21 protein-coding genes are annotated in these 24,381 nt (G+C 71.6%); 13 read left to right on the forward strand and 8 right to left on the reverse strand.

All coding sequences use genetic code 11. The annotated features are described in order from the left end of the window. The 3 genes from HF577_RS27735 to gnd form a co-directional block, all read right to left on the reverse strand. Positions 1 to 1,157: hypothetical protein (locus HF577_RS27735; protein ID WP_211174929.1), on the reverse strand; the 1,157-nt coding region annotated here is incomplete at its 3' end. 45 nt (positions 1,158 to 1,202) lie between these two features. Then, entirely contained in the window at positions 1,203 to 2,558 is a 1,356-nt protein-coding gene (gene zwf, locus HF577_RS27740; protein ID WP_169398920.1) for a glucose-6-phosphate dehydrogenase, read from the reverse strand. After that, positions 2,555 to 3,577 (reverse strand): phosphogluconate dehydrogenase (NAD(+)-dependent, decarboxylating), encoded by a 1,023-nt coding sequence (gene gnd, locus HF577_RS27745; RefSeq protein ID WP_169398921.1) that lies wholly within the window; start codon positions 3,575 to 3,577, stop codon positions 2,555 to 2,557. Before gnd ends, zwf begins: the two co-directional genes overlap by 4 nt. Positions 3,578 to 3,980: 403 nt before the next feature. Here gnd and ctaD point away from each other — a divergent pair, with 403 nt between their 5' ends. Further along, complete coding sequence (gene ctaD / locus HF577_RS27750; protein ID WP_169398922.1) at positions 3,981 to 5,735, forward strand: aa3-type cytochrome oxidase subunit I; 1,755 nt, start codon at positions 3,981 to 3,983, stop codon at positions 5,733 to 5,735. A 16-nt stretch (positions 5,736 to 5,751) separates the two neighbouring features. Here the strand turns inward: ctaD and HF577_RS27755 are convergent, their stop codons facing one another. Next, the gene (locus HF577_RS27755) at positions 5,752 to 7,017 is read right to left on the reverse strand and encodes a M23 family metallopeptidase (RefSeq protein ID WP_169398923.1); all 1,266 of its coding nucleotides are present in this window, start codon (positions 7,015 to 7,017) and stop codon (positions 5,752 to 5,754) included. 147 nt (positions 7,018 to 7,164) lie between these two features. Here HF577_RS27755 and HF577_RS27760 point away from each other — a divergent pair, with 147 nt between their 5' ends. Then, positions 7,165 to 8,604 (forward strand): glutamate decarboxylase, encoded by a 1,440-nt coding sequence (locus HF577_RS27760; protein ID WP_169398924.1) that lies wholly within the window; start codon positions 7,165 to 7,167, stop codon positions 8,602 to 8,604. Here HF577_RS27760 and HF577_RS27765 read toward each other — a convergent pair. Continuing rightward, positions 8,579 to 9,316 carry a hypothetical protein gene (locus HF577_RS27765; protein WP_312859417.1) on the reverse strand — a complete coding sequence of 246 codons (738 nt, stop codon included), beginning with the start codon at positions 9,314 to 9,316 and terminating at the stop codon, positions 8,579 to 8,581. The genes HF577_RS27760 and HF577_RS27765 overlap by 26 nt on opposite strands. A 131-nt stretch (positions 9,317 to 9,447) precedes the next feature. Between HF577_RS27765 and HF577_RS27770 the strand changes: the two genes are divergently transcribed. The 3 genes from HF577_RS27770 (at position 9,448) to HF577_RS27780 (ending at position 12,436) form a co-directional block, all read left to right on the forward strand. Next, positions 9,448 to 9,954 (forward strand): DUF6069 family protein, encoded by a 507-nt coding sequence (locus tag HF577_RS27770; RefSeq protein ID WP_169398925.1) that lies wholly within the window; start codon positions 9,448 to 9,450, stop codon positions 9,952 to 9,954. Positions 9,955 to 10,106: 152 nt separating this feature from the next. Continuing rightward, a complete protein-coding gene (locus HF577_RS27775) occupies positions 10,107 to 11,291 on the forward strand; it encodes a serine hydrolase domain-containing protein (RefSeq protein WP_169398926.1) in 1,185 nt (394 codons plus the stop codon). Next, the gene (locus tag HF577_RS27780; RefSeq protein WP_169398927.1) at positions 11,288 to 12,436 is read left to right on the forward strand and encodes a DUF2332 domain-containing protein; all 1,149 of its coding nucleotides are present in this window, start codon (positions 11,288 to 11,290) and stop codon (positions 12,434 to 12,436) included. Before HF577_RS27775 ends, HF577_RS27780 begins: the two co-directional genes overlap by 4 nt. Positions 12,437 to 12,447: 11 nt before the next feature. On the opposite strand, the gene HF577_RS38765 is transcribed toward HF577_RS27780, so the two are convergent. From HF577_RS38765 to mptB, 3 genes are read right to left on the reverse strand one after another with little or no spacing between them, the layout of a single operon-like run. After that, on the reverse strand, positions 12,448 to 13,164 hold the full coding sequence (locus tag HF577_RS38765; RefSeq protein WP_169398938.1) for an ABC transporter permease: 717 nt from the start codon (positions 13,162 to 13,164) through the stop codon (positions 12,448 to 12,450). Positions 13,165 to 13,220: 56 nt separating this feature from the next. Then, positions 13,221 to 14,150, reverse strand: a complete 930-nt coding sequence (locus tag HF577_RS38770; RefSeq protein ID WP_169398928.1) for an ABC transporter ATP-binding protein — start codon at positions 14,148 to 14,150, stop codon at positions 13,221 to 13,223. Between the two features lie 11 nt (positions 14,151 to 14,161). Next, positions 14,162 to 15,748, reverse strand: coding sequence for a polyprenol phosphomannose-dependent alpha 1,6 mannosyltransferase MptB (gene mptB, locus HF577_RS27795; RefSeq protein WP_169398929.1), 1,587 nt, complete (start codon positions 15,746 to 15,748; stop codon positions 14,162 to 14,164). 75 nt (positions 15,749 to 15,823) lie between these two features. Between mptB and HF577_RS27800 the strand changes: the two genes are divergently transcribed. The 8 genes from HF577_RS27800 to HF577_RS27835 form a co-directional block, all read left to right on the forward strand. Then, positions 15,824 to 16,603 carry a helix-turn-helix transcriptional regulator gene (locus tag HF577_RS27800; RefSeq protein WP_407692240.1) on the forward strand — a complete coding sequence of 260 codons (780 nt, stop codon included), beginning with the start codon at positions 15,824 to 15,826 and terminating at the stop codon, positions 16,601 to 16,603. Next, a complete protein-coding gene (sufB, locus tag HF577_RS27805) occupies positions 16,600 to 18,027 on the forward strand; it encodes a Fe-S cluster assembly protein SufB (RefSeq protein WP_169398930.1) in 1,428 nt (475 codons plus the stop codon). The genes HF577_RS27800 and sufB overlap by 4 nt, the downstream gene beginning before the upstream one ends. Then, the gene (gene sufD, locus HF577_RS27810; protein ID WP_169398931.1) at positions 18,024 to 19,223 is read left to right on the forward strand and encodes a Fe-S cluster assembly protein SufD; all 1,200 of its coding nucleotides are present in this window, start codon (positions 18,024 to 18,026) and stop codon (positions 19,221 to 19,223) included. The genes sufB and sufD overlap by 4 nt, the downstream gene beginning before the upstream one ends. A gap of 33 nt (positions 19,224 to 19,256) precedes the next feature. After that, positions 19,257 to 20,042, forward strand: a complete 786-nt coding sequence (sufC, locus tag HF577_RS27815; protein ID WP_169398932.1) for a Fe-S cluster assembly ATPase SufC — start codon at positions 19,257 to 19,259, stop codon at positions 20,040 to 20,042. Continuing rightward, a complete protein-coding gene (locus HF577_RS27820; protein WP_169398933.1) occupies positions 20,042 to 21,322 on the forward strand; it encodes a cysteine desulfurase in 1,281 nt (426 codons plus the stop codon). Before sufC ends, HF577_RS27820 begins: the two co-directional genes overlap by 1 nt. A gap of 2 nt (positions 21,323 to 21,324) precedes the next feature. Next, complete coding sequence (gene sufU / locus HF577_RS27825; RefSeq protein ID WP_169398934.1) at positions 21,325 to 21,813, forward strand: Fe-S cluster assembly sulfur transfer protein SufU; 489 nt, start codon at positions 21,325 to 21,327, stop codon at positions 21,811 to 21,813. Beyond that, complete coding sequence (locus tag HF577_RS27830) at positions 21,810 to 22,241, forward strand: metal-sulfur cluster assembly factor (RefSeq protein ID WP_169398935.1); 432 nt, start codon at positions 21,810 to 21,812, stop codon at positions 22,239 to 22,241. The genes sufU and HF577_RS27830 overlap by 4 nt, the downstream gene beginning before the upstream one ends. Before the next feature lie 653 nt (positions 22,242 to 22,894). Further along, positions 22,895 to 24,381: ABC transporter ATP-binding protein (locus HF577_RS27835; protein WP_169398936.1), on the forward strand; the 1,487-nt coding region annotated here is incomplete at its 3' end.

Genomic DNA, 24,381 nt, shown 5'->3' on the forward strand with positions numbered 1-24,381 from the left:
GCGCCGACGGTGGCCCGGGTGGCCAGCACCAGCGCGCGGACCGCTTCGGTGACCGACGCCACCGCGAGCTCGGTGCACGCCCAGGGCGCGGGGTCGGTTGCGCCGGCCAGCCCGAGGATCTCCCGGCGGACGTAGGTGGTGAGCGGGCGGTCCACGACGTCCGCGGCGGGCGGCGCACCGGTCCCGAGCAGAGCGGCGCGCACCGCCTCCAGCGCGTCCCGGTCGATCGCGAGGAGTCCTGCCGTATCGGGCGCGGCGTCCGGTGCCGGTTCCGGCGCCGGGCCGGTGGCGGTGCGCTCGGAGTTCTGCCCGGCGAGCCGGTCGGCCACGACGTCGAGCTGCCCCACGACCACCCGTACGGCGAGTGCCGCCCGGGCCACGCTCCGGTCGTGCCTGCCGGCTCCGGTCGGGCGCGCGGCCGGCGGCAGCGTGCTGAGCCGCAGGTCGCCCGCGGTCCGGTTGGCCACGTCCCGGAGGGCCGCGAGGCCGGTGGCACTGCCGGGGCAGCCGGTGTCGAGGGAGGCCCGCAGGGCCGCGGCGTACGCGGCCGCGGCGCCGGCCGCGGCGGCGACACGCGGGATCAGCTGCGGTGGCGCAGGCGGGGGCCACACCAGGCGGTCGGCGACGGTGAGCAGCAGCACCCCTACCGCCAGGCCGGTGAGGCGCTCGTCGAGCATGTCGGGCATGTACGGCGGGAAGCACGGCAGCACGTAGAACAGCTGCAGACCGGTGGCCACCCCCGCCACCCGGGGGCCACCGACACCCGCGTAGGCCACCGCGAACCCGATCACCAGCATCCCGGCGGCCGCGGCCCAGGTGCTCACGGCGAGCAGCGTGCCCAGCGAGACCAGGACGAGGCCGACGACCAGGGCCGCCAGGTAGGTCCGCGTGCGCTGCCCGGGCGTCCCGGTCACCTCGGACAGCGCGCCCAGCGCGACCGTGCCGAACAGGGCGTAGACGGCCGTGTTGGGGTCCCCGAGCCCGTAGCGGCACAGGAAGAACCCCAGGCTGGCCGCCGCGGTGACGCGCACCGCACGGTGGATGACGAGGTGGCCGGGATCGCGCCTGCCCAGGAACGACGACAGCCGCGAGCCCGACCTGCCGGCTACGGCCGCTCCTCCGCCCTGCTCAGTGGGCCGGACGGGTCGCGGCCGCATCGACGCTGCGCCTGTGATCAGCCCTGCCCGGGCAGGCGCCGGAGCTCACGCAGGCCCCCACGTGCCCGGCGCGTAGGGCAGGGGTGGCGTGGTCTGGTCGAGGATGGGCCCCACGATCCGCCATGCCTCCTCCAGGTTGTCCATGCGCGAGAAGTGCGTCGGATCCCCGGCGAGGGCGTCGGCGAAGATCCGCTCGTAGGCCTCGTAGACCGGGCCGAGCGCCGCCCGGAAGTCGACCGAGACCGGCAGCTCGGTGGCGACGTCACCACCACCGGGCTGCTTCGCGAGCACGAAGAAGGTGATCCCGGCGTCCGGCTGCAGGCGCAGCCGGATCCGGTTGGGCGGCGCCGGCCCGTCGCCCGCGGTCGGGAACAGCGAGCAGGGCGGCGGCTTGAGCACGACGACGAGGTCCAGCACGGTCTCGGGCAGGGCCTTCCCGGCCCGGATGTGGACCGGCACCCCGGACCAGCGCCAGTTGTCGATGTGCAGGGTGAGGGCCACGAACGTCTCGGTCGTGGAGTCGGGGGCGACGCCGCGGACGTCGCGGTAGCCGGTGTACTGCCCGCGCACCACCTCGGCCGGGTCGACCGTGCGTACGGCATGCAGGAGCCCGTACTTCGCGTCGCGCTGGTCGTCGGCGGAGTCGGTCTGCGGCGCCTCCATCGTCAGGTAGGCCAGCACCTGCAGCAGGTGGTTCTGCACGACGTCGCGGATGGTGCCGACGGCGTCGTAGAACGAGCCGCGGTCGGCGACGTCGAAGTTCTCGGCCATCGTGATCTCGATGCGGTCCACCCAGGAGCGGTTCCACAGCGGTTCGATCAGCGTGTTGGCGAAGCGGAACACCAGCAGGTCCTCCACCGGCTCCTTGCCGAGGTAGTGGTCGACGCGGAACAGGCGGTCGTCGGGCACGTGCTTGCGCAGCTGGGCGTTGAGGGCCTGGGCCGAGGCGAGGTCGTGGCCGAACGGCTTCTCCACCACGAGCCGGGCCCGGTCGGTGAGCCCGACGTCGGCCAGACCGTCGGCCACGGTGCCGAACAGCGCGGGTGGCACCGCCATGTAGTGCACTGTGAGAGCGTCCGCGCCGGCCTTCTCCCGGAGTGTGTCCGCGAGGCGCTGGAACGTCGCACGGTCGTTGTAGTCGCCGGACACCATGAAGACGCTGCGCTGCAGCTTGTCGAGCACGCCGTCGTCGACGTCGGACTCCGCGGCCCGCACGCTGTCCTCGATGTGCTTGTGCAGGGCAGCGGGGTCCCAGTCGCTGCGGGCGACACCGACCACCGGGACGGTGAGCTCCCCCCGCCCGGTGAGCCGGTACAGCGCGGGCAGGATCATCTTCCGGGCGAGGTCGCCGGTGACGCCGTAGAGCACCAGCGCATCGGCCGCGGGGCCGGGCGCGGTCATGATGCCGCCGGCTTCTCGTCGTGCCCGCCGAACTCCTTGCGCTGCGCCGACTCCACCTTGTTGGCGAACAGCTCGCTGCCGCGCGAGGCGAACCGGCTGTAGAGCGCGGCCGTGAGCAGCGGCGCGGGGACCCCTTCCTCGATGGCGGCGATCGAGGTCCAGCGGCCCTCACCGGAGTCGGAGACCCGGCCGGTGAACTGCTCAAGCTGCGGATCGGCGACCAGCGCCTCCGCGGTGAGGTCGAGTAGCCACGAGCCGATGACGCTGCCGCGGCGCCAGACCTCGGCGACGTCCGCGAGGTCGACGGAGTCGTAGGGGTAGTAGCGGGGCTCGCGCAGGGGGGCGGTCTCGGCGTCGGCGTCGGACTGGTGCTTACCGACGCCTGCGCCGCGGATCACGTTCAGGCCCTCCGCGTAGGCCGCCATGATCGCGTACTCGATGCCGTTGTGGACCATCTTCACGAAGTGCCCGGCTCCGGAGGGCCCGCAGTGCAGGTAGCCCTGTTCGGCGCGCGACACCGGGCCGGTGCGGCCGGGCGTGCGTTCGGCGGCGCCGAGGCCGGGGGCGAGGGAGGCGAACACCGGGTCGAGCCGCTGCACCGCGCGGTCGGGGCCGCCGATCATCAGCGAGTACCCCCGCTCCAGCCCCCAGACGCCGCCGCTGGTGCCGCAGTCGACGTAGTCGACGTCGTGGACGGCGGCGACCTCCGCACGGTCGATGTCGTCGCGGTAGGAGGAGTTGCCACCGTCGATGATCGCGTCGCCGCCTTCGAGCAGCCCGAGCAGCTCGGTCACCGTGTCCCCGGTGATGGCGGCGGGGAGCATGAGCCACACGCTGCGCGGCGGCTCGAGTGCGGCGACGAGGTCCTGCAGGGAGCCGGCCCCCTGGGCGCCCTCGCCCTCCATGCGGCGTACCGCGTCCTGGGAGATGTCGTGGACGACGCACTCGTGGCCGTCGCGGATCAGGCGGCGCACCATGTTCGCGCCCATCCGGCCCAGGCCGACCATTGCGATCCTCATGCTCGACTCCTCTGCTGCAGGGTGCACCTGCTCGTATCCGGGTGCTGTGCCCTCGTCCCGCGTGCGCTGTTCTGCGCGCCCCGTCCCGAGCGGGTGCGCCGGCGTCGTTGCCGCCACGGGCACAGCGGCGTCCCTCCGGCAGGTGTCGCGACCGCGTGGCAGCAGGCCGTCACCGCCCGGCACGCACCGCGTCGGACGCCGGCCTCCAGCCGCGGACCGTCCGGTCCGGCGACAAGGGGCCTGAGCGCGAAACTACCTTCCCGAGCGCCCGGTGCACCGCGAGAAGTCGCAACAAAGGGCGGGAGTGCTTCGAACGGGTGTGGACAACACCGTCGCTTTACTCTTACGGTCCACCCACGCGGACGTCGACTCGCAGCAGGTCCACGGCCCAGGAGGCACTCCTATGACCGCTGTCTCGCCGAAGCCGGTGGCGACACGCCCTTATCCGGCGCGCCGGCCGGCCAAGGGATCCTCGCTGATCAAGATGCTGCACACCACGGATCCCAAGGACATCGCCATCCTGTACCTGGTGACGTCGTTCGGGTTCTTCCTGGCCGGCGGGGCCATGGCACTGCTGATGCGCGGAGAGCTGGCGGTGCCCGGGCAGCAGTTCCTGTCCAACGAGCAGTACAACCAGCTGTTCACGATGCACGGCACGATCATGCTGCTGCTGTACGCGACGCCGATCCTGTTCGGCTTCGCGAACTACATCGTGCCGCTGCAGATCGGCTCGCCCGACGTCGCTTTCCCGCGGCTCAACGCGTTTTCCTACTGGTTGTTCCTGTTCGGTGGCCTGACCGTACTGTCAGGGTTCCTGACCCCGGGTGGGGCGGCCGACTTCGGCTGGTTCGCCTACGCGCCGCTGCACAGCGAAACGTTCTCGCCGGGGGCCGGGGGCAGCCTCTGGGCGATCGGCCTGATCCTCTCCGGGCTGGGCACGATCCTCGGTGGCGTCAACTTCGTCACCACGATCGTCTGCATGCGCGCACCCGGGATGACGGTGTTCCGGATGCCGATCTTCACGTGGAACATCCTGGTCACGGTGATCCTCATCCTGATCGCCTTCCCGTTGCTCACGGCCGGCCTGTTCGGCATGCTCGCCGACCGGCACCTCGGCACGCACGTCTTCGACCCGGCCAACGGCGGGGCGATCCTGTGGCAGCACCTGTTCTGGTTCTTCGGCCATCCCGAGGTCTACATCGTGGCTCTGCCGTTCTTCGGCATCGTCACCGAGGTGATCCCGGTGTTCAGCCGCAAACCACAGTTCGGCTACCGATTCCTGGTGTTCGCGACGATCGCGATCGGCGCCCTGTCGGCGGCCGTATGGGCCCATCACATGTACGCCACCGGCGCGGTCCTGCTCGCGTTCTTCTCCCTGACGACCTTCCTCATCGCCGTGCCGACCGGGATCAAGTTCGTCGCCTGGGTCGGCACCATGTGGAAGGGGAAGATCACATTCGAGACGCCGATGCTGTTCAGCATCGGATTCCTGGTCACGTTCCTGCTCGGTGGTCTCACCGGGGTTCTGCTGGCCTCGCCGCCGCTCGACTTCCACGTCTCGGACACGTACTTCGTGGTGGCGCACTTCCACTATGTGCTGTTCGGCACGATCGTGTTCGCCACGTACGCGGGGATCTACTTCTGGTTCCCGAAGATGACCGGCCGGATGTTGGACGAGACGTGGGGCAAGGTCCATTTCTGGCTCACGTTCATCGGGTTCCACCTGACGTTCCTGGTGCAGCACTGGCTGGGTGCCGAGGGCATGCCGCGCCGCTATGTCGACTACCTGCCGACCGACGGTTTCACCGCGCTGAACATGGTGTCCTCGATCGGGGCGTTCGTGCTGGGGGCCTCCACGTTGCCGTTCATCTGGAACGTGTTCCGCAGCTACCGCTACGGGCGGGTGGTCACCGTCGACGACCCGTGGGGCTTCGGGAACTCGCTGGAGTGGGCCACGAGCTGCCCGCCGCCGCGGCACAACTTCACGGAGCTGCCGCGCATCCGCTCGGAGCGGCCGGCGTTCGAGCTGCACTACCCGCACCTGGTCGAGCGTTTTCGCGAGGAGGCGCACGTCGGCCAGCGGGCGGGTGCGTCCGAACGCATGGCCCACGAGGTCGGCGAGGAGCAGCAGCCCCAGGACGACCCCCGCGCGCGCTGACGCGGGCCGAGGCGGATCAGCCGAAGTCGACGATCTGCAGGTTGAGCGGCAGCTGGGCCCGGTGCGGACCGCTGAGCAGGCCACGGTCGATGGGCGCGATCGCCGCGTCGGGCTTCGTCGTGTCGGCGAGGGTCGCCTCGTCGGTGACGACGCCCTGGCCGGTGAACGCTGTGAAGACGAACGGGAGCCCGTTCGACTGCAGCGGCGACGGTCCGTCCATGACGTGGAAGTGCAGGTGCGGGGCATCGGTGTTGCCGGTGTTGCCGAGCAGCCCGATCACGTCTCCCGCCCGCACGCGGTCACCGGCCCGCACCCGGGGTGACCCGGGCTGCAGGTGCGCGTAGAAGGCGTAGCGACCACCGCCGATGTCCACCACGACGTGGTTGCCGCCCGCCGTGGTGATCGTGATCCCGGCGGGCAGCCTGCCGGGCGTCTGCTCCGGCATCCCGTCCACCACCGTCACCACGGTGCCGTCGGCGACGGAGAGGACGGCGGTGCCGAAGTACCGGAACGACGCGTTGTCCGTCGGCGGGCCGGAGTAGAGCCGGTCGGTGTCGTCGAGCTGCACGAAGTCGATCGCGAACCGCTCGGGAACGTGCACCGTGCCGTCGATGGCCAGTGTCGCGCCGCGGTGCGCGGTGATCGTGTCGCAGCAGCCGCTGCCCGCCACCCAGCGGGGCCCGCGCAGGGGGGGAGACAGCGTCACGGCCGGCTGCGCCGTCACCGGGACGGGCACGCCGGTGAACTCGATGTTCTGGGGCGGAGGCGGGGGCGGGTCGGTGTCGCGCGGACCGATGTCCTCCGGGGCCTGTGCCGGCTGGAGGCCGAGCGCGAACCGGTGGCGGAGCAGGCCGGGCAGCGGTGCGTCCGGCGCCGTCGTGGCGTCGAGGAACAGGGTCCCGTACTCACCGGGCCGCAGGGTGGCTCCGGCCGAGTCTCCGGACGGTCGGAACATCCGGGCCAGTGCATCGCCGTCGAGTGTGGTGACGACGGCGTCGGCGCGGGTGGCGTCGAGCGTCGTGACGCTGCGCAGCAGCACGTCCTGGCTGCTCTGGTTGGCCATCGCGAGCTCGTAGGCCAGGTGCATGCGGTTGTCGGCGCCGAGCACCGGGGCCACCTCGGCGAGCGGGAAGACGGCGAGGGGGCTGAGCACCGCCGCCGGGCTCGGCTCGCCGGTCGGTGCAGCGGCCGGGGCGGCCGGCGCGGGGGTGCACGCCGCGGCGCACACGGTGAGAACGCCTCCGAGCACCACCACGACACGCGTCGCCCGTGATGCCGTCATGGCCGCTCCTCAAGGCGCGCCGTCCGCTGCTGCCGACCTCACCTGCCCCGGCAGTATCACCGAACCCCCATGACCCCACCATGACACAAAAGCGTCGACCTGCCTCGTGAGTGCCATCCCGTCACTCTGGGCTCCTACGCTGGGCTGATGCCGATCGCACATCCGCCGTCCGAGACCAGCGGGGAGTCCCGCCCCCTGCCGGTCAACCCCGTGTTCGCCGCCGAGCCGCTGGTGGTGCCGCGCCACGCGCTCGCCGAGCAGGGGATCGACCCCGCGATCGCCTACCAGATCGTGCACGACGAGCTGATGCTCGACGGCAACGCGCGGCTCAACCTGGCCACCTTCGTCACCACGTGGGCCGAGCCGCACGCGCGCACCCTGATGACCGAGTCCTTCGAGAAGAACGTCGTCGACAAGGACGAGTACCCGCGCACCGCCGACCTCGAGCTGCGCTGCGTACGGATGCTCGCCGGGCTGTGGCACGCCGCGGACCCGCTGGACGCGCCCGGCTGCTCGACCACCGGGTCGAGCGAGGCGTGCATGCTCGGCGGGCTCGCCATGAAACGGCGGTGGCGCAACGCCCGGCTCGCCGCGGGAAGGCCTGCGGACCGGCCCAACATCGTCATGGGCATCAACGTGCAGGTGTGCTGGGACAAGTTCGCCAACTACTTCGACGTCGAGCCCCGGCTGGTGCCGATGGCCCCCGGGCGCCACCACCTCACCGCCGAGGAGGCGGTGGCGCGGTGCGACGAGAACACGATCGGCGTGGTCGCGATCCTCGGCTCGACGTTCGACGGCAGCTACGAGCCGGTGGCCGAGATCTGTGCCGCCCTCGACGAGCTGCAGGAACGCACCGGCCTCGACATCCCCGTGCACGTCGACGGGGCGTCCGGCGCGATGATCGCACCGTTCTGCGACCCGGAGCTGGGGTGGGACTTCCGGTTGCCCCGGGTGGCGTCGATCAACACGTCGGGGCACAAGTTCGGGCTGGTCAGCCCGGGTGTGGGCTGGATCGTGTGGCGCGACGCGGACGCCCTGCCCGACGACCTCGTCTTCCGGGTGAACTATCTCGGGGGCGACATGCCGAGCTTCGCGCTGAACTTCTCCCGTCCCGGCGGCCAGGTGATCGCGCAGTACTACATGTTCCTGAGGCTGGGCTTCGAGGGCTTCCGCCGGGTGCAGCAGACCTGCCGCGACGTGGCCATGTCGCTGGCGTCGCGCGTCGGGGCGCTGGGCCCGTTCCGGCTGATCACCGACGGCAGCGAGCTCCCGGTCCTCGCCTTCACCCTCGCCGACGACGTCACGAACTACTCGGTCTTCGACGTCTCGGCGGGTCTGCGCGAGGAGGGCTGGCTCGTCCCCGCCTACACCTTCCCTCCTGATCTCACCGACCTGGCGGTACTGCGGATCGTCGTGCGGAACGGGATGTCGCACGACCTCGCCGATCTGCTGATGGACGACCTGAGCCGGGTGCTGGACCGGCTCCGGTCGCAGCCCGCGCCGCAACGCGGGCCCGAGGCGGCCTCCTTCGCCCACGGCGCGGGCCCGGGACCCTCGGCCCCTACGGCGACCGGCGCAGCTCGCTGACCGGCGGGGGCGCCGCCGCGAACAGGTCGACGACCCGGTCCCAGCGGTTGCGCTTGCCCGGAGGGAACCGGATCCGGGCGCGGGCCAGCCGCCGCTCGTCGTACCGGCGGGTGGCCCACGGCGAGGACGGCCGCGCCAGCCGCAGCGCCGCCACCATGGCCAGCAGCGGGACGAACACCCCGATCACCCCGAGCACCGTGCGGCCCTTGAGGACCGCGACGAGCGCGAAGGCGAGGTTGACCGCGACGGTGATCGTCAGGCCGAGCGCGTCCTCGCCGGTGTCGGCGTCGAACGGGGAGGCGCCCACCAGGAGCAGGATGCCGACCACGAAGGCGATCAGGACGGCGTCCACCGAGCTGCGGCCCTCCTGCGTCCAGTAGACGTCGTCGAGCCGCAGCCAGAGGGCGAACTCGTCGAGCGTCAGTGCCGCTCCGGCGCCGAACAGCACCGCCAGCACGTCCACCCAGGGCGCATCGGGGCGGTAGGCGAACTCGGCGGTGCCCGCGCCGAGCAGCAGGAAGATCCCGTACACCTGATGGTGCACGTGCACGCCGCCCATGCTCGCGTTGCGGAACGGCCCGCGGCCGCGGCGGATGGCGTGGGTGATCGCCCGCGTGGCGAGGAAGGTGAGCAGGAACGTGCCCACCATCCACCCGATGAGCGCGTGGCTCCGGGTGAACTGGGGTACCAGTTCGAGGTCGAGGCCGGTCACGGGGGCACCTCCCTTCGTCCGACGACCGGGGCACCGGTCGCCCCGAACGTGTCATGTCCTGCGGTTTTCCCACCGGTCCGTGCCACGATCCTGGCACGTCCCACCGCCGCTGACCGGGATCGGAGCGCTCGATGGCCGGGTACCACGACGAGACCGATCCCTTCGGCTCCCGCGGTCGGCCGCCGCAGAGCAGCGTCAGGGTCGACGTCTCCCGGCTCTGGGTGGGCGGTCTGGCCACCGCCGCGGTCGCCGCGTTGATCGGGCTGCTGGGAGTGCTCATCGTGCGCGCGGTCCTCGGTATCGCGCTCCACGCCCCCAGCACGGCCGGTCCGTTCGGCGACTCCGACACCGTCGTGCTCTGCGGTCTGGCGGCCGTGGCCGCTCTCGCTGTCACCGGTCTCGCCCACCTGCTCCTCATCGGCGCACCCCGACCGATGGACCGCTTCGCCTCGTTGGTCGGGCTCCTCATCGCCATGCCCGTGGTGGTGCCGTTCCTGTCGCCGGGGCCGATGAGCGTCGCCCTCGCCACCGCCGCGATCCACCTGGTCATCGGGCTGGTCATCGGCACCCTCGTCTCCGGCGCGGCGGCCGCCGCGGTCCGCCCGGCACCGCAGCGGCAGCGGTTCGAGTTCGAGTAGCCCGGGCCCCGCGCGCCCCCGGCACTCGTCAGGTCACGAGCCGTAGTCGCTGGTCGGAGGCGGGTGAACCCGGCGACCGGGGATAACGGGGGCTCGCTCGCCGCCGAGTCCTCACCGGTCGGCGCCCGGTCGCCGCAGCCGGGAGGGCGCTCGTGACGTACTCGTGGAGGTCGCTCGGAGTGGTCGCCGCCGCGGTGGTCCTCGCGGTGACGCCGATGGCCGCCTGCGGCACGTCGACGGCGCCCGCTCCGCCCGCCGGCGCGGAAGCGCCCGCCGACGCCGGCGGCCCGCTCCCGCCCGCCACGGTGGCGGGGATCGAGCAGATCGTGCACGACCAGATGCGCACCGGCGCCGTCCCGGGGATGGCCGTCGGCGTGTGGCTGCCCGGGCAGGGGCAGCTCGTCCGGGCCTACGGCGTGGCGGACGTCGCGAGCGGGGCCGCGTTCGCCGTCGACGACCGGGTGCGCATCGCGAGCATCACCAAGACCTTCACAGCCACCGCGACGTTGATGCTGGTCGACCGGGGGCGGCTCACGCTGGACGACCGGCTGGAGTCGTTCGTGCCCGGGGTCCCGAACGGTCGGGACATCACCGTCCGGCAACTGCTGAACATGACCTCGGGGGTCTACGACTTCACGGAGGACCCGGAGTTCAGCGCGGCGTTCGACGCCGACCCCCTGGCCCCGTTCCCGGTGGAGCGCGTGCTGACCATCCTGCGGCGCAGCACCCCGGCGTTCCCGCCGGGACAGCCCGGGAGCTGGCAGTACAGCGACTCCAACTACATCCTGCTCGGGCAGATCATCGAGCGGGCGGCGGGCGAGCCGGCCGGCCCCTTCATCGAGCGCGAGATCGTCGGCGTGCTCAACCTGCCGGGCACGAGCTACCCGACCTCGCCGGAGATCCCGCCGCCGTCGGCCCGTGGATATCTCGTCGTCCCGCCCGGCGCACCGCAGCGGGACGTCACGGCGCTCGACCCGGACGTGGCGGGCCCGGCCGGAGCGATGATCTCCACGGTGGAGGGGCTGCGGGCCTGGGCGGGCGCGCTGGCCGCCGGGAGGCTGCTCAGCCCGGCAGGCCATGCCGAGCAGACGACGTTCGTGAACGCGAACCTCTCGCCCACGCTGCGCACCGGGTACGGCGCCGGTCTGTTCGAGATCAACGACTTCGTCGGGCACAACGGCGCGATCTACGGCTTCAACACCGCGATGTTCCAGCTGCCCCGGACCGGCGCCACGATCGTCGTGGTGGCCAACCGGTCGTCGAACTTCGAGGGGGTCGGCCTGGAGACGTTCCTGCAGATCGCGAAGCTGCTGTACCCCGACCTGTTCTCCTCATGACGCCCGGTCAGCAGGACGCCCGCTCCGTCGTGGCCGGCCAGGCTCTCGCCATCGCGGCGGCCTGGTCGCCGGTGGGCGCCCCGGCCGGCTGGTCGCTCACGGCGGAGACCCTCGTGGCGATCGCGGAGGAGGACGTGCTCCTCGATCTCGCCGCCGAGATCCCGCTCGACCGCCTGCCGCCGCTGCTGCTCGCAGCGGCGGTGAGCTTCCTGGTGCGGGAGCGGCGCCCGCCGATGGTCCGCCACTACCCCGAGCCGGGTGGCAGCCGGCCTCCGCCGGATCCGGGCTTCCGCGCCGAGCTCGTCGAGTTCGCGCGGGCGGAGCGGGACGGGCTCGCGGAGCTGTGTGCCACCCATCGGTACCAGATGAACGAGGTGGGCCGCTGCGCCGACGTGCTCCCCGTGCTCGCCATGATCGCCGAGGAGGACGACCGCCCGCTGGCGGTGGTGGATCTGGGCACCGGCGCCGGCCTCGGGCTGCACCTGGACCGCTACCACTACACCTACCGGACCGCTGGCTCGCCCGACCGGACGGTGGGAGAACCGTCCTCGCCGGTCCGGCTGACGTGCGAGGTGCGGTCGGGCGGCGACCGGCTGCCCGTGCCGTCCGCACTTCCGGTGGTGGCCGACCGGGTGGGGGTGGACGTCGAGCCGCTCGACGTCGCCGATCCGCACACGTTCGCCTGGCTGGCCGCGTGCGTCCCGCCCGAGGCGGGCGCCGTCACCCGGTTCGCGGCCGCGGCGGCGATCGCCCGCGCCGATCCGGCACGCGCGGTGCGCGGGAACCTCCTCGACGTGCTCGAGGACGTGGTCGACTCGATCGCGCCCGAGGCACTGGTCTGCCTCGTCGACACCTACGTGCACGTCTTCCTGCCGCCGGCCGACCTGCGGCGGTTCGACCGTCTCCTGGCCGGGCTCGGACGCCGTCGCGACCTGGAGTGGGTCTCGGTCGATCCGCTCGTTCCCCTCGGCCCGGACGCGCGGGCCGGCGTGCAGGGCCTCGACGTGCCCGCGGACTGGGTGCGCGATGCCCGTGCCGGTGGCGTCTTCGGGGTGGTCGGGCGGGTCCGGATACGTGGGGGGCGGCGCAGTGGCACGGTGCTGGGGCGGGCGCACCCGGGCGCTGCCTGGCTGGAGTGGCGCTGAGCGCTCCCGGGTCAGCGCAGCTTGACGGTGCGCACCGCCAGCGCGGACGCCACGGCGGTCCAGGCCAGCAGCACGACGACCTGCGCGGCGCTCGGCGGGTGCCCGCCGGCCAGTGCGGCGCGCAGGCCCTCGGCCAGCGCCCCGGACGGCAGCGCGGCGCCGACGGCGGCGAGCGGCCCGGGAAGCATCCCCAACGGGACGATGATGCCGCCGGCCAGCAGCAGGACGAACCAGACCACGTTGGCCACGGCGAGGGTGATCTCGGCCCGCAGCGATCCGCCGAGGAGGATCCCCAGCGAGCCGAACGCGGCGCAGCCGAGCAGCAACAGCAGCAGCGCCCAGCCGAGCCCGGAGGCGACCGGGCGCCAGCCCAGTGCCACGGCGAGCACGCCGAGCACCACCACCTGCAGCGCCACCGTGCCCAGCACCGCCACGAGCCGCCCGGCGACCAGCAGCCAGCGCGGCAACGCGGTGGCGGCGAGCCGCCGGACCACGCCGTAGCGCCGGTCGAAGCCCAGCGCGATGGCCTGCCCGGTGAAGGCCGTGGACATCACCGCCAGCGCGAGCACGCCCGGCACGACCGAGGCGATCCGCGGTGCCGGCAGCGGCACCACGTCGAGGGTGCTCAGCCCGACCAGCAGCACGATCGGGATCAGCAGCGTGAGCAGCACCTGCTCGCCGTTGCGCAGGGCCAGGCGCATCTCGGTGCCCGACTGCACGGCGAGCATCCGCAGCGGCGCCCCGGGGCCGGGCCGGGGGGTGAAGGTGCCCGGTGGGAAGCGGTTCACGAGCGCAGCTCCCGTCCGGTCAGCTCCAGGAAGACGTCCTCGAGGCTGCGCCTGGCCACCTGGACGTCGTCGGCCAGCGCCCCCTGCCCGGCGCACCACGTGGTGATGGTGGACAGCACCGCAGGGTCGATCCGGCCGCGCACGACGTAGCGGCCGGCGATCGGCTCGGCCGCCCCGTATCCGACGGGCAGCGCCGCGATCAGGCCGTCGACGTCCATGCCGGACCGGGCGCGGAAGCGCAGCTCCTGCTGCTCGGTCGTCGAGGTGAGCGCGGTGGGGGAGCCCTGCGCGACCACCCGTCCGCGGTCGACGATCACCACCTCGTCGGCGAGGGCCTCGGCCTCCTCCATGAGGTGGGTGGTGAGCAGGACGGCCACCCCGTCCCGGCGCAGCGCCTGGATCAGGTCCCACACGACCCGGCGGGCCTGGGGGTCCATCCCGGCGGTGGGTTCGTCGAGGAACACGAGCTCCGGACGGCCGACCACGGCGCAGGCCAGCGCGAGCCGCTGCTGCTGCCCGCCCGACAGCCGCTTGTACGGGGTGCGGGCGCAGCCGTCGAGGCCGAGCACGTCGGTGAGCCATCCGACGTCGAGCGGGTCTGCGGAACAGGCGGCGACCAGCCGCAGCATCTCGGCGGCGCGGACGGTGGGATAGGCGCCCCCGCCTTGGGGCATCACGCCGATCCGGGCGCGCAGCGCGTCGGGCGCGTCGGCGGGGTCGAGGCCGAGTACCCGTACCTCACCGGCGTCGCCGCGCAGGAAGCCCTCGCAGATCTCGACGGTGGTGGTCTTGCCTGCACCGTTGGGACCGAGCAGGGCCAGCACCGATCCGGCAGCCAGGTCGAGGTCGAGCCCGTCGACAGCGACGGTGCGTCCGTACCGCTTCACCAGCCCCCGGACCGCGACGGCGGGCGGCGGAGTGTTCACGGCGGTCCAGTCTAGTGAGGTGAGGGGTCCGGCTCCCGAGCTGGCACCCGGCCCGACCACGCGTCGACGTCTGCGCCCTGCTTCCCGGCGAGCTGGCGCCGCTGCACGAGGAGAACCAGCACGAGCATGACGATCCCGGCCAGGATAGCCATCGGCAGCTGGTAGGCGCGGAAGCTGAAGTCGGCACCCGTGGGCGGCACGAGCAGGGCGAGCACGGCGGACGCGGCCAGCGCGGCGCGCCGGTAGTGGGGCAGGCCCTGGGACGCGGCGAGCGGAATCGCCGCCCAGAGCAGGTACCAGGGATGCACGATCGGGCCGAGCAGCACGACCGCACCCAGCCCGGCGCCCATCCCCGTGACGGGGTCGAGGCGGCCGCGGAGGCTGGCCAGCAGCAGCATCAGCACCACGATCCCCGCGGCGAGACCGCCCAGGCCGCGGGTGAGCACCAGCACGCTGTCGGTGTGGTCACCGAGGCCGCCCAGGATGCCGATCTGGCCGCCGATCAGGCCGAGGTCGGTGGACACCGACATCCAGCTGCGGATGAGGCTCGGGGTGTCGAGCGTGGTGACCCACCCGAGCCCGAGCCCGGTGACGAGCGCGAGTGCGGCGTAGCCCACGACCGTGACGGCGGCGAGCGCTCCGGCGGACACCGCGACGTCGCGCACCCTGCCGCCGTGCCGCCTGGCCCACTCGGTGCCCAGGAAGCCGAGCGCCAGCAGCGCCGGCACCTTCACCGCGGACGCCCCGACGATGAGCAGGGCCCCGAACAGGAACCTCGTATCGAGCACCCGTGGCCCCGCCCGGAGGCCGATCTCCATCCCGGCCAGCATCAGCCCGATCATCAGCGACTCGTTGTGGATGCCGCTGACCAGGTGGAACAGCACCAGCGGGTTGGCCGCGCCGAGCCACAGCGCGAGCCCGGCGTCGAGCCCGCAGCGGCGGGCCAGCCGGGGCAGCGCCCAGACGATCAGGCCGACGCCCAGCAGCGCCAGCACCCGGTGGGCGAACAGGCCGAGTACGACGTCGTTGCCGGTGAGCGCCGTGATGCCGCGGCCGAGCCAGAGGAAGAGCGGCCCGTAGGGCGCCGGGGTGTCCCGCCAGATGGTGGGGATGCTGCGCGTCAGCGGGTCGTCGACGCCGAGGGCCTGGGCCGGGCCGAGGACGTACGGGTCGAGACCGCGCGCGAGGATCGCGCTCTGCGCGAGGTAGCTGTAGACGTCGCGGGAGAACAGCGGCGGTGCCACGGCCAGCGGGATCGCCCACAGCACGGCCGTGCGGGCCAGCTGCGCGCGGTCCGGGGCCGGGGGGACGGCGCCGTTCCAGCGCAGCATCTTCCCGATCCACAGCCAGGCGAGCACCAGCATGCCGATGCCGGCGTAGGTGATGGCGATGGCGATCGTGGCGTTGCGGCTGGGCAGGCCGAGCAGCCGCAGGCCGAACAGGGGGTTGGGCACGGGCAGCGCACCGGACCCGAGTGCACCGACCCCCATCAGCAGGGTTCCGGTCAGTCCCAGCCGGCGAGCGGCCCGGCTGGGGTCGCGCGGGGGTGCCTCGACCGGAACCGGAGCGCGTGCGCCGTCCAGCTCCCCTGCGACCATGCCTGCAGCGTAGCGAGCGAGTTGCGGCGTGAGCGTGGTCACCCGCAGCCGGTGCCCTTTGCCCCGTAGCGGCAAATACGCAACACTGGTGTTGTGAAAAGCGGTCCACAGCCGACGGTCGACGCCCACGAGGGGCAGTCGAGCGTTGACGGCCGCACCAGGGCCGGTGTGGCGCGCCTGCTGATGGAGCAGGGGCCGATCACCGCCACGGCGGTGGCCGCCGAGCTCTCGCTGTCCGCTCCGGCCGTCCGGCGTCATCTCGACGCGCTCATCGCCGCCGGTGAGGCGGAGGTGCGCGAGGCGTCCCGCCGGGGGCCGCGGGGCCGGGGCCGCCCGGCCAGGCACTACCTGCTCACCGACGCCGGGCGCGCCCGGTTCGGGCACGGCTACGACGATCTCGCCGTGGCCGCGCTGCGTTATCTCGCCGAGCACGGGGGAGAGGCGGCGGTGCGCGGGTTCGCGCGCAGCCGGGTCGAGAACCTGCTCGGCGGCGCGGGGGCGGAGCAGGTCGCAGCCGCCCACGGCCGTGATGCGCGAACCGGCGCACTCGCGGACGTACTCACCACCCGTGGTTACGCCGCACAGGCCCGGGAGGCGGGCTCGGGCGTTCAGCTGTGCCAGCACCACTGCCCGGTGGCCCACGTGGCCGCCGAGTTCCCGGTGCTGTGCGAGGCTGAGACCCAGGCTTTCGCCGAGCTGCTCGGCACCCACGTGCAGCGCTTGGCCACCATCGCGCGGGGCGACTCCGCGTGCACCACCCACGTTCCGCTGGAAGCTCCCGAAGACCGGCGGGGTTACACGACAACCACCACGATCTCGACAGGCACGTCCCTGAGAGGGAGGCAGTCCGAATGACGACCGCTCCTGAGGCACTCACCCAGGAGGAGACGCTCGCGACGCTCGGCCGCTACGACTTCGGCTGGGCCGATCCGGACGCCGCCGGCGCCACTGCACGTCGCGGCCTGTCCGCCGACGTCGTCGCCGACATCTCCGCACTGAAGAACGAGCCGCAATGGATGCTCGACTTCAGGCTCAAGGCGCTCGACCTGTTCGAGCGCAAGCCGATGCCGCGCTGGGGCGCCGACCTCTCGGGCATCGACTTCGACAACATCAAGTACTTCGTGCGCTCCACGGAGAAGCAGGCCACGTCCTGGGACGAGCTGCCGGCCGACATCAAGAACACCTACGACAAGCTGGGGATCCCGGAGGCCGAGAAGGCCCGCCTGGTGGCCGGTGTCGCGGCGCAGTACGAGTCGGAGGTCGTCTACCACCAGATCCGCGAGGACCTGGAGCAGCAGGGCGTCATCTTCCTGGACACCGACACCGGCCTGCGTGAGCACCCGGAGCTGTTCCAGGAGTACTTCGGCTCGGTCATCCCGAGCGGCGACAACAAGTTCTCCGCGCTGAACTCGGCGGTGTGGTCGGGCGGCTCGTTCATCTACGTCCCCAAGGGCGTCAAGGTGGACATCCCGCTGCAGGCCTACTTCCGCATCAACACCGAGAACATGGGCCAGTTCGAGCGCACGCTGATCATCGTCGACGAGGGTGCCTACGTGCACTACGTCGAGGGCTGCACCGCGCCGATCTACAAGTCCGACTCGCTGCACTCGGCCGTGGTCGAGATCATCGTGAAGAAGGGCGGCCGCTGCCGCTACACGACGATCCAGAACTGGTCGAACAACGTCTACAACCTGGTGACGAAGCGGGCCAAGGCCGAAGAGGGCGCCACCATGGAGTGGGTCGACGGCAACCTCGGCTCCAAGGTCACCATGAAGTACCCGGCCGTCTGGCTGATGGGCGAGCACGCCAAGGGCGAGGTCCTGTCCATCGCGTTCGCAGGCGAGGGCCAGCACCAGGACGCCGGGGCGAAGATGGTGCACCTCGCGCCGCACACGTCCTCCACGATCATCTCGAAGTCGGTGGCGCGCGGCGGTGGCCGCACGTCCTACCGGGGCCTGGTGCAGGTCAACCCGCGGGCGCACCACAGCCGCTCCACGGTGAAGTGCGACGCCCTGCTGGTCGACACGATCAGCCGGTCCGACACCTATCCCTACGTCGACGTCCGCAACGACGAGGTCTCGATGGGCCACGAGGCCACGGTCTCCAAGGTCAGCGGCGACCAGCTCTTCTACCTGATGAGCCGCGGGCTGACCGAGGACGAGGCCATGGCGATGGTCGTGCGCGGGTTCGTCGAGCCCATCGCGCGCGAGTTGCCCATGGAGTACGCGCTGGAGCTGAACCGGCTCATCGAACTGCAGATGGAGGGCTCCGTCGGATGACGCTGCCGAACACAGCTCCTGAGGTCGCCGGCCTCGCTCCCGAGCTGGCCGGTGCGAAGAAGGGGCAGGGCGAGTCGCCGATCGCGTCGGCGAGCGAGCGGTTCACCTCCTACGACGTCGAGGCCTTCGAGGTCCCCGGCGGCCGTGAGGAGAACTGGCGCTTCACCCCCCTGCGCCGGCTGCACGGCCTGCACGACGGTTCGGCCACGTTCGAGGGCACGGCGACGATCGACGTCGCCGCGCCGGAGGGCGTCACCGTCGAGACCGTCGGCCGTGACGACGCGCGGATCGGCGAGGGCGGCGTCCCCGCCGACCGGGTCGCCGCGGCGGCGTGGTCCACGTTCCGCGAGGCCACCCTGGTGACGCTCGACGGCACCCCGGCCCCGGTCACCGTCACCGTCACGGGTCCGGGGGCCGGCGCCACCGCGGCCGGGCACCTGCAGCTGCGCACCACGCCCCACACAGAGGCCACCGTCGTCGTGGAGTACCGCGGCTCGGGGGTGCTCGCGGACAACCTCGAGGTGGTGCTGGGCGACGGGTCCCGGCTCACCCTGGTGGTCACCGGCGAGTGGGCCGACGACGCCGTGCACGTGGGCGCGCAGCACATGTCGATCGGGCGCGACGCGGTCCTGCGCGCCACCTCGGTGGCGCTGGGCGGCGACCTGGTGCGGATCAGCCCCACCGTGAAGTACCGCGGTCCCGGCGGCGACGCCGAACTGGCCGGGCTCGGGTTCGCCGACGCCGGGCAGCACCTCGAGCAGCGGCTGCTGGTCGACCACGCGGTGCCTCACTGCACGTCGAACGTGGTCTACAAGAACGCGCTGCAGAGCACGAAGGGCCTCACCGCCCACACCGTGTGGATCGGCGACGTGCTCATCCGCGCGGCCGCGGAGAACACGCGGACGTTCGAGCTCAACCGCAACCTCGTGCTCACCGAGCACGCGCGCGCCGACTCGGTGCCGAACCTGGAGATCGAGACCGGCGAGATCGCCGGTGCCGGCCACGCGAGCGCCACCGGCCGGTTCGACGACGAGCAGCTGTTCTACCTGCAGAGCCGGGGCATCCCCGAGGACGTCGCCCGCCGACTCGTCGTGCGCGGCTTCTTCGGCGAGATCCTGAGCCGGATCACCCTTCCCGAGCTGCGCGAGCGCCTGGAAGCGGCGATCGAGGCCGAGCTCGCCGTCATCGGCGTCTGACGCCACACCAACCACACGGAGCACTGACACCACATGTCCACCTTGGAGATCAAGGACCTGCACGTCTCGGTCGCCACCGACGACGGCGCCAAGGAGATCCTGAAGGGCGTCGACCTCACGATCCGCGCCGGCGAGACCCACGCGATCATGGGCCCGAACGGGTCCGGCAAGTCCACGCTGGCCTACGCCATCGCCGGGCACCCGAAATACGAGGTCACCTCGGGCGAGGTCACGCTCGACGGTGAGGACGTCCTCGCGATGACCGTCGACGAGCGCGCCCGCGCCGGGCTGTTCCTCGCCATGCAGTACCCGGTGGAGGTCCCGGGCGTCTCGACGTCCAACTTCCTGCGCGCGGCGGCCACCGCCGTCCGCGGCGAGGCGCCGAAGCTGCGCACCTGGGTCAAGGAGGTCAAGGGCGCGATGAACGACCTCGACATCGACCCCGACTTCGCCGAGCGCAACGTCAACGAGGGCTTCTCGGGTGGCGAGAAGAAGCGCCACGAGGTGCTGCAGCTCGCCCTGCTCAAGCCGAAGATCGCGGTGCTCGACGAGACCGACTCCGGCCTGGACGTCGACGCGCTGCGCGTCGTGTCCGAGGGCGTCAACCGCTTCCGGGCGGGCGGCGACACCGGCGTCCTGCTGATCACGCACTACACGCGGATCCTGCAGCACATCACCCCCGACGTCGTGCACGTCTTCGCGGGCGGTCGCATCGTCGAGTCCGGCGGTCCGGAGCTGGCCGACGAGCTGGAGAAGACCGGTTACGTGCGATTCGCCGGTTCGGCCGCCGACAGTGCGGTGGCCGAGGCCGCGGTCTGATGACCACGATCGAAGGGTTGGACGTCCAGAAGGTACGGGCGGACTTCCCGATCCTCACCCGCACGGTCCGCGAGGGGCGGCCGCTGGTGTACCTGGACTCCGGGGCCACCTCGCAGCGGCCCCGCCAGGTCCTCGATGCCGAACGCGCGTTCCTCGAGCAGCACAACGCAGCGGTCCACCGCGGCGCCCACCAGCTCGCCGAGGAGGCCACCGACGCCTACGAGTCGGCGCGGGCGCGCATCGCCGCGTTCATCGGGGCCGGACCGGGCGAGGTGGTGTTCACGAAGAACGCCACCGAGGGCATCAACCTCGTCGCCTACGCCATGAGCAACTCGAGCATCCGCACGGGCCTGGGCCCGGAGTCGGAGCGCTTCGCGCTCGGGCCCGGCGACGAGATCGTGATCACGGAGCTGGAGCACCACGCCAACCTGGTGCCGTGGCAGGAGCTCTGCCGGCGCACCGGCGCCACCCTGCGCTGGTACTCGATCACCGACGAGGGCCGGGTGGACCTCGACTCGATCGAGCTCACCGAGCGCACCAAGGTCGTGGCGTTCGCCCACCAGTCCAACGTGCTCGGCACGATCCTGCCGGTCGCGGAGCTGGTGCGCCGGGCCCGCGCGGTCGGTGCGCTGGTGCTGCTGGACGCGTGCCAGTCCGTGCCGCACATGCCGGTGGACCTCGGCGAGCTCGACGTCGACTTCGCGGTGTTCTCCGGGCACAAGATGCTCGGGCCGTCCGGCGTCGGCGTGCTCTACGGGCGGGCCGAGCTGCTGGCCGCGATGCCGCCGTTCCTCACCGGCGGGTCGATGATCGAGCTGGTGCGCATGGAGCACACCACCTACTCCGCGCCGCCGCAGCGGTTCGAGGCGGGCGTGCCGATGACGTCGCAGGCCGTGGGCCTCGGGGCGGCCGTCGAATACATCAACGACATCGGCATCGACGTGATCCACGCCCACGAGATCGCACTGGTCCGCCAGGCCGTCGACGGGCTGGCGGCCGTGCCGGGCGTCCGGATCATCGGGCCGCAGGACCTCACCGACCGCGGTGGCGCCGTCGCGTTCGTGGTCGACGGGGTACACGCCCACGACGTGGGCCAGGTCCTCGACGACCGCGGCGTCGCCGTGCGGGTGGGTCACCACTGCGCCTGGCCGCTGCACCGCAGGTTCGGCGTTGCCGCCACCGTGCGTGCGTCGTTCCATGTGTACAACACACCTGATGAGGTCGCCGCCCTGGTCGAGGGCGTGCAGGCCGCGCGCGAGTTCTTCGGAGTAGTGAGCTAGCCGTGCAGCTGGAACAGATGTACCAGGAGATCATCCTGGACCACTACCGCACACCGCACGGTGCCGGACTGCGCGAGCCGTTCGACGCCGAGTCGTTCCAGATCAACCCCACCTGCGGCGACGAGATCACGCTGCGCGTCAAGCTCGACGGTGACACCGTGTCGGACGTGTCCTACGAGACCCTGGGCTGCTCGATCAGCCAGGCGTCGGCGTCGGTGCTCACCGATCTCGTCGTCGGCCGCTCGATCGAGGACTCCATGCGGGTGCTCACGGCGTTCCAGGAGATGGCGCAGGGACGCGGCCAGGTGGAACCGGACGAGGACGTGCTCGGGGACGGCGTCGCGTTCGCGGGCGTGGCCCGCTACCCCGCACGGGTCAAGTGCGCGTTGCTCGGATGGATGGCGTTCAAGGACGCCGTCGTCCGCACCGCGCAGACGCAGGACGCCGCGCAGACACAGGCAACGCGCGATCCCGAGGAGGCACAGCCATGAGCGAGACCACCGAGACCACCGGGACGACGGAGACCACCGGCGCGGCCGGTGCCGGCGACGAGGTGGTGCGCGGCGCGGCCGGCATGCCCGAGCCTCCGGCCCAGCGTGCCGAGGAGCCCTCGGTCGACGACCTCGAGGAGGCCATGCGCGACGTGGTCGACCCCGAGCTGGGCATCAACGTCGTCGACCTGGGCCTGGTGTACGGCATCCAGGCCGAGGGCGGGGTCGCCACCATCGACATGACGCTGACGTCGGCGGCCTGCCCGCTCACGGACGTGATCGAGGAGCAGACCCGGGCCGCCCTCACCGGCAGCGCCGGCCTGGTCGACGACATCAAGATCAACTGGGTCTGGATGCCGCCGTGGGGTCCGGACAAGATCACCGAGGACGGTCGCGAGCAGCTGCGGGCGCTGGGCTTCCGCGTCTGACGTTCCCGCTCGCCACGAACGGCACTTTCGTCCGGTAGCTCCGGAGGAAGGTGCCGTTCGTCGTTATGCCTGATTCCGGCGCGCCGATAAATGCCGCATAAGTCCGGATAGACCGATCGGGAAATATCAATCTCCCCTCTGTGGTGCGTATCACATCGAGTGCGGGAACGATTCTTGAAGTCTGCTGTTCCCGTCATCAAGCTCTGCTAAACGCGCGTTACGACCGAGGACGAGGGGTAGGCCGATGACCAGCAAGATCGCATTTTCTGCAGCACGTCGAGCCGACCCCGGGAATGGGCAGCGGGTTGTACGCAGCGAAAGTGATCCGCTGCCGATCGTGATATCGATCAATGAAGGATGGGTTCTCCCGCCGACCCAGTGCTGTTTGACCGGTGCCACCGCGGGATGGATGATAATGTCCTCCACACTTTCGGGGCCGGCTGCCGGGTGCCGTTCTCGCCATCAGCTGTGTCAGATCTGCTGCTGCTCCGAGTTCGTGTGCCCCAGAATCCGGGGAACGGATATCTCCGGCCGGTCGGCGCCCCTGAAACAGTGACGACGCGGACAGCGACCATTCGGAGCAGAGGAGTGACCGCCATGCCCCACGACAACGCGAAGGCACGGTGCTGCAGCCGGCACCGTGCGGTGGGCGGATGAGCACGGAGGTACCCGCGTCCGGCGTCGTCGACGCCCGTCCGGCGAAGGACATCGGGACGCTGCGCGCGTTGTGGCGGTTCCGCAAGTACGGGCAGGCCGAGCTGCGGTCGTTGCTGCTCGGCGTGCTGATGCGTGGGTGTGAGCTGGTTGCCGATCTGGCGGCGCCGTGGCCACTTGCCCTGGTGATCGACGACCTGCTCCGTGGCCAGCAGAAGAGCGGTCCCCTCCGCTACGTGGCCCAGTGGTTCGGTGGGTCGGCGGTGGCCATGCTGGGGGTGGCGGCGGTCGCGGTCCTGGTGATCACCGTCCTGTCCGGCCTGTTCGACTATCTCGGCGACCGGCTCATGAACGGCGCGGGGGAGCGGATGAGCTCGCACATCCGCGCGGATGTGTTCGGGTACGTGGAGCGTCTGCCGCAGGGATATCACGACCGTAACGCCATCGGCGAGCTGACCAGCCGGGTGGTCACGGATACCGAGCGCATCGAGAGCAGCCTGACCGATCTGTTCTCCACGTTGGTGCCCGGCGTCCTCGCGCTGGTCGGCACCGCGGCGGTGTTGATCTCGGTGGAGTGGCGACTCGGTTTGATCATGCTCTGCGCGGCGCCACTGGTGTTTCTCACCGCGGTTCGGTATGCGCGGTTGACGCGGGTGAACTCCCGCCAGCGGCGGGCGGCGGTGGGTGAGCTGACGGGTTTCGTCACCGAGTCGCTGCAGGGCATCCGCACGGTGCACGCATTCGGCAGCCAGGACCTGGAGGACCGGCGTTTCGGTACGACCAACAGCACTGTTCTCGGTCTCGGTCTGCGCGGGGTGGATCTCAGTGCCCGGTTCACCCCGGCGCTGGAGTCGGTGGCTGCGATCGGCACCGCGGTGCTGCTGTTCGTGGGCGGGTACGGGGTGTTGCAGAACTGGTGGTCGGTCGGGCTGCTGGTGGTGGTGACCAGCTACCTGCAGAACATCCTCAAGCCGATGAAGGACCTGGCGAAGTTGCTGCCGAGCTTCACCCAGGGGGCCGCCTCGGCCGAGCGGATCTCGGCGATCCTGGATCAGCCCCGCGAGCATCTGGGGGCCTTGCAGGGGCTGCCCGGCCGGGTCAGCGGGAAGATCGAGCTGCGTGATGTGGGTCTGGACTACGGGCGGGGTCCGGTGCTGAACGGGCTGGACCTGACCATCTACGCGGAGGAACGGATCGCGTTGCTGGGTGAGAACGGCGCCGGGAAGTCGACCGTGCTGTCGCTGATCGGTGGGCTGTACCGGCCGACCTCCGGTCAGGTGCTGCTGGACGGGCTGTCGGTGCCCGATGTGCCCGAGCACTGGCTGCACCAGCAGGTGGCGATGGTCCTGCAGGACACGTTCCTGTTCTCCGGCACGCTGGCCGACAACCTGCGTTACGGGCGGCCCGACGCCACCGACGAGCAGGTCGCCCAGGTTGCGGAGGACGCGCTGGTCAGCGAGTTCGCCGACCGGCTGCCCAAGGGGCT

It is taken from the genome of Pseudonocardia xinjiangensis (genome assembly GCF_012911925.1).
GTDB classification, from domain to species: domain Bacteria; phylum Actinomycetota; class Actinomycetes; order Mycobacteriales; family Pseudonocardiaceae; genus Pseudonocardia; species Pseudonocardia xinjiangensis.

Excerpts from the sequence above, each read along its gene's own strand:
- ctaD (WP_169398922.1), top strand. The coding sequence starts at position 3,981 with ATGACCGCTGTCTCGCCGAAGCCGGTGGCGACACGCCCTTATCCGGCG.
- sufC (WP_169398932.1), top strand. The coding sequence starts at position 19,257 with ATGTCCACCTTGGAGATCAAGGACCTGCACGTCTCGGTCGCCACCGAC.
- HF577_RS27770 (WP_169398925.1), top strand. The coding sequence starts at position 9,448 with ATGGCCGGGTACCACGACGAGACCGATCCCTTCGGCTCCCGCGGTCGG.
- HF577_RS27820 (WP_169398933.1), top strand. The coding sequence starts at position 20,042 with ATGACCACGATCGAAGGGTTGGACGTCCAGAAGGTACGGGCGGACTTC.
- HF577_RS27780 (WP_169398927.1), top strand. The coding sequence starts at position 11,288 with ATGACGCCCGGTCAGCAGGACGCCCGCTCCGTCGTGGCCGGCCAGGCT.
- sufD (WP_169398931.1), top strand. The coding sequence starts at position 18,024 with ATGACGCTGCCGAACACAGCTCCTGAGGTCGCCGGCCTCGCTCCCGAG.
- HF577_RS38765 (WP_169398938.1), bottom strand. The coding sequence starts at position 13,164 with ATGCTCGCCGTGCAGTCGGGCACCGAGATGCGCCTGGCCCTGCGCAAC.
- gnd (WP_169398921.1), bottom strand. The coding sequence starts at position 3,577 with ATGAGGATCGCAATGGTCGGCCTGGGCCGGATGGGCGCGAACATGGTG.
- sufB (WP_169398930.1), top strand. The coding sequence starts at position 16,600 with ATGACGACCGCTCCTGAGGCACTCACCCAGGAGGAGACGCTCGCGACG.
- mptB (WP_169398929.1), bottom strand. The coding sequence starts at position 15,748 with ATGGTCGCAGGGGAGCTGGACGGCGCACGCGCTCCGGTTCCGGTCGAG.
- HF577_RS27755 (WP_169398923.1), bottom strand. The coding sequence starts at position 7,017 with ATGACGGCATCACGGGCGACGCGTGTCGTGGTGGTGCTCGGAGGCGTT.
- HF577_RS27830 (WP_169398935.1), top strand. The coding sequence starts at position 21,810 with ATGAGCGAGACCACCGAGACCACCGGGACGACGGAGACCACCGGCGCG.
- HF577_RS27760 (WP_169398924.1), top strand. The coding sequence starts at position 7,165 with ATGCCGATCGCACATCCGCCGTCCGAGACCAGCGGGGAGTCCCGCCCC.
- zwf (WP_169398920.1), bottom strand. The coding sequence starts at position 2,558 with ATGACCGCGCCCGGCCCCGCGGCCGATGCGCTGGTGCTCTACGGCGTC.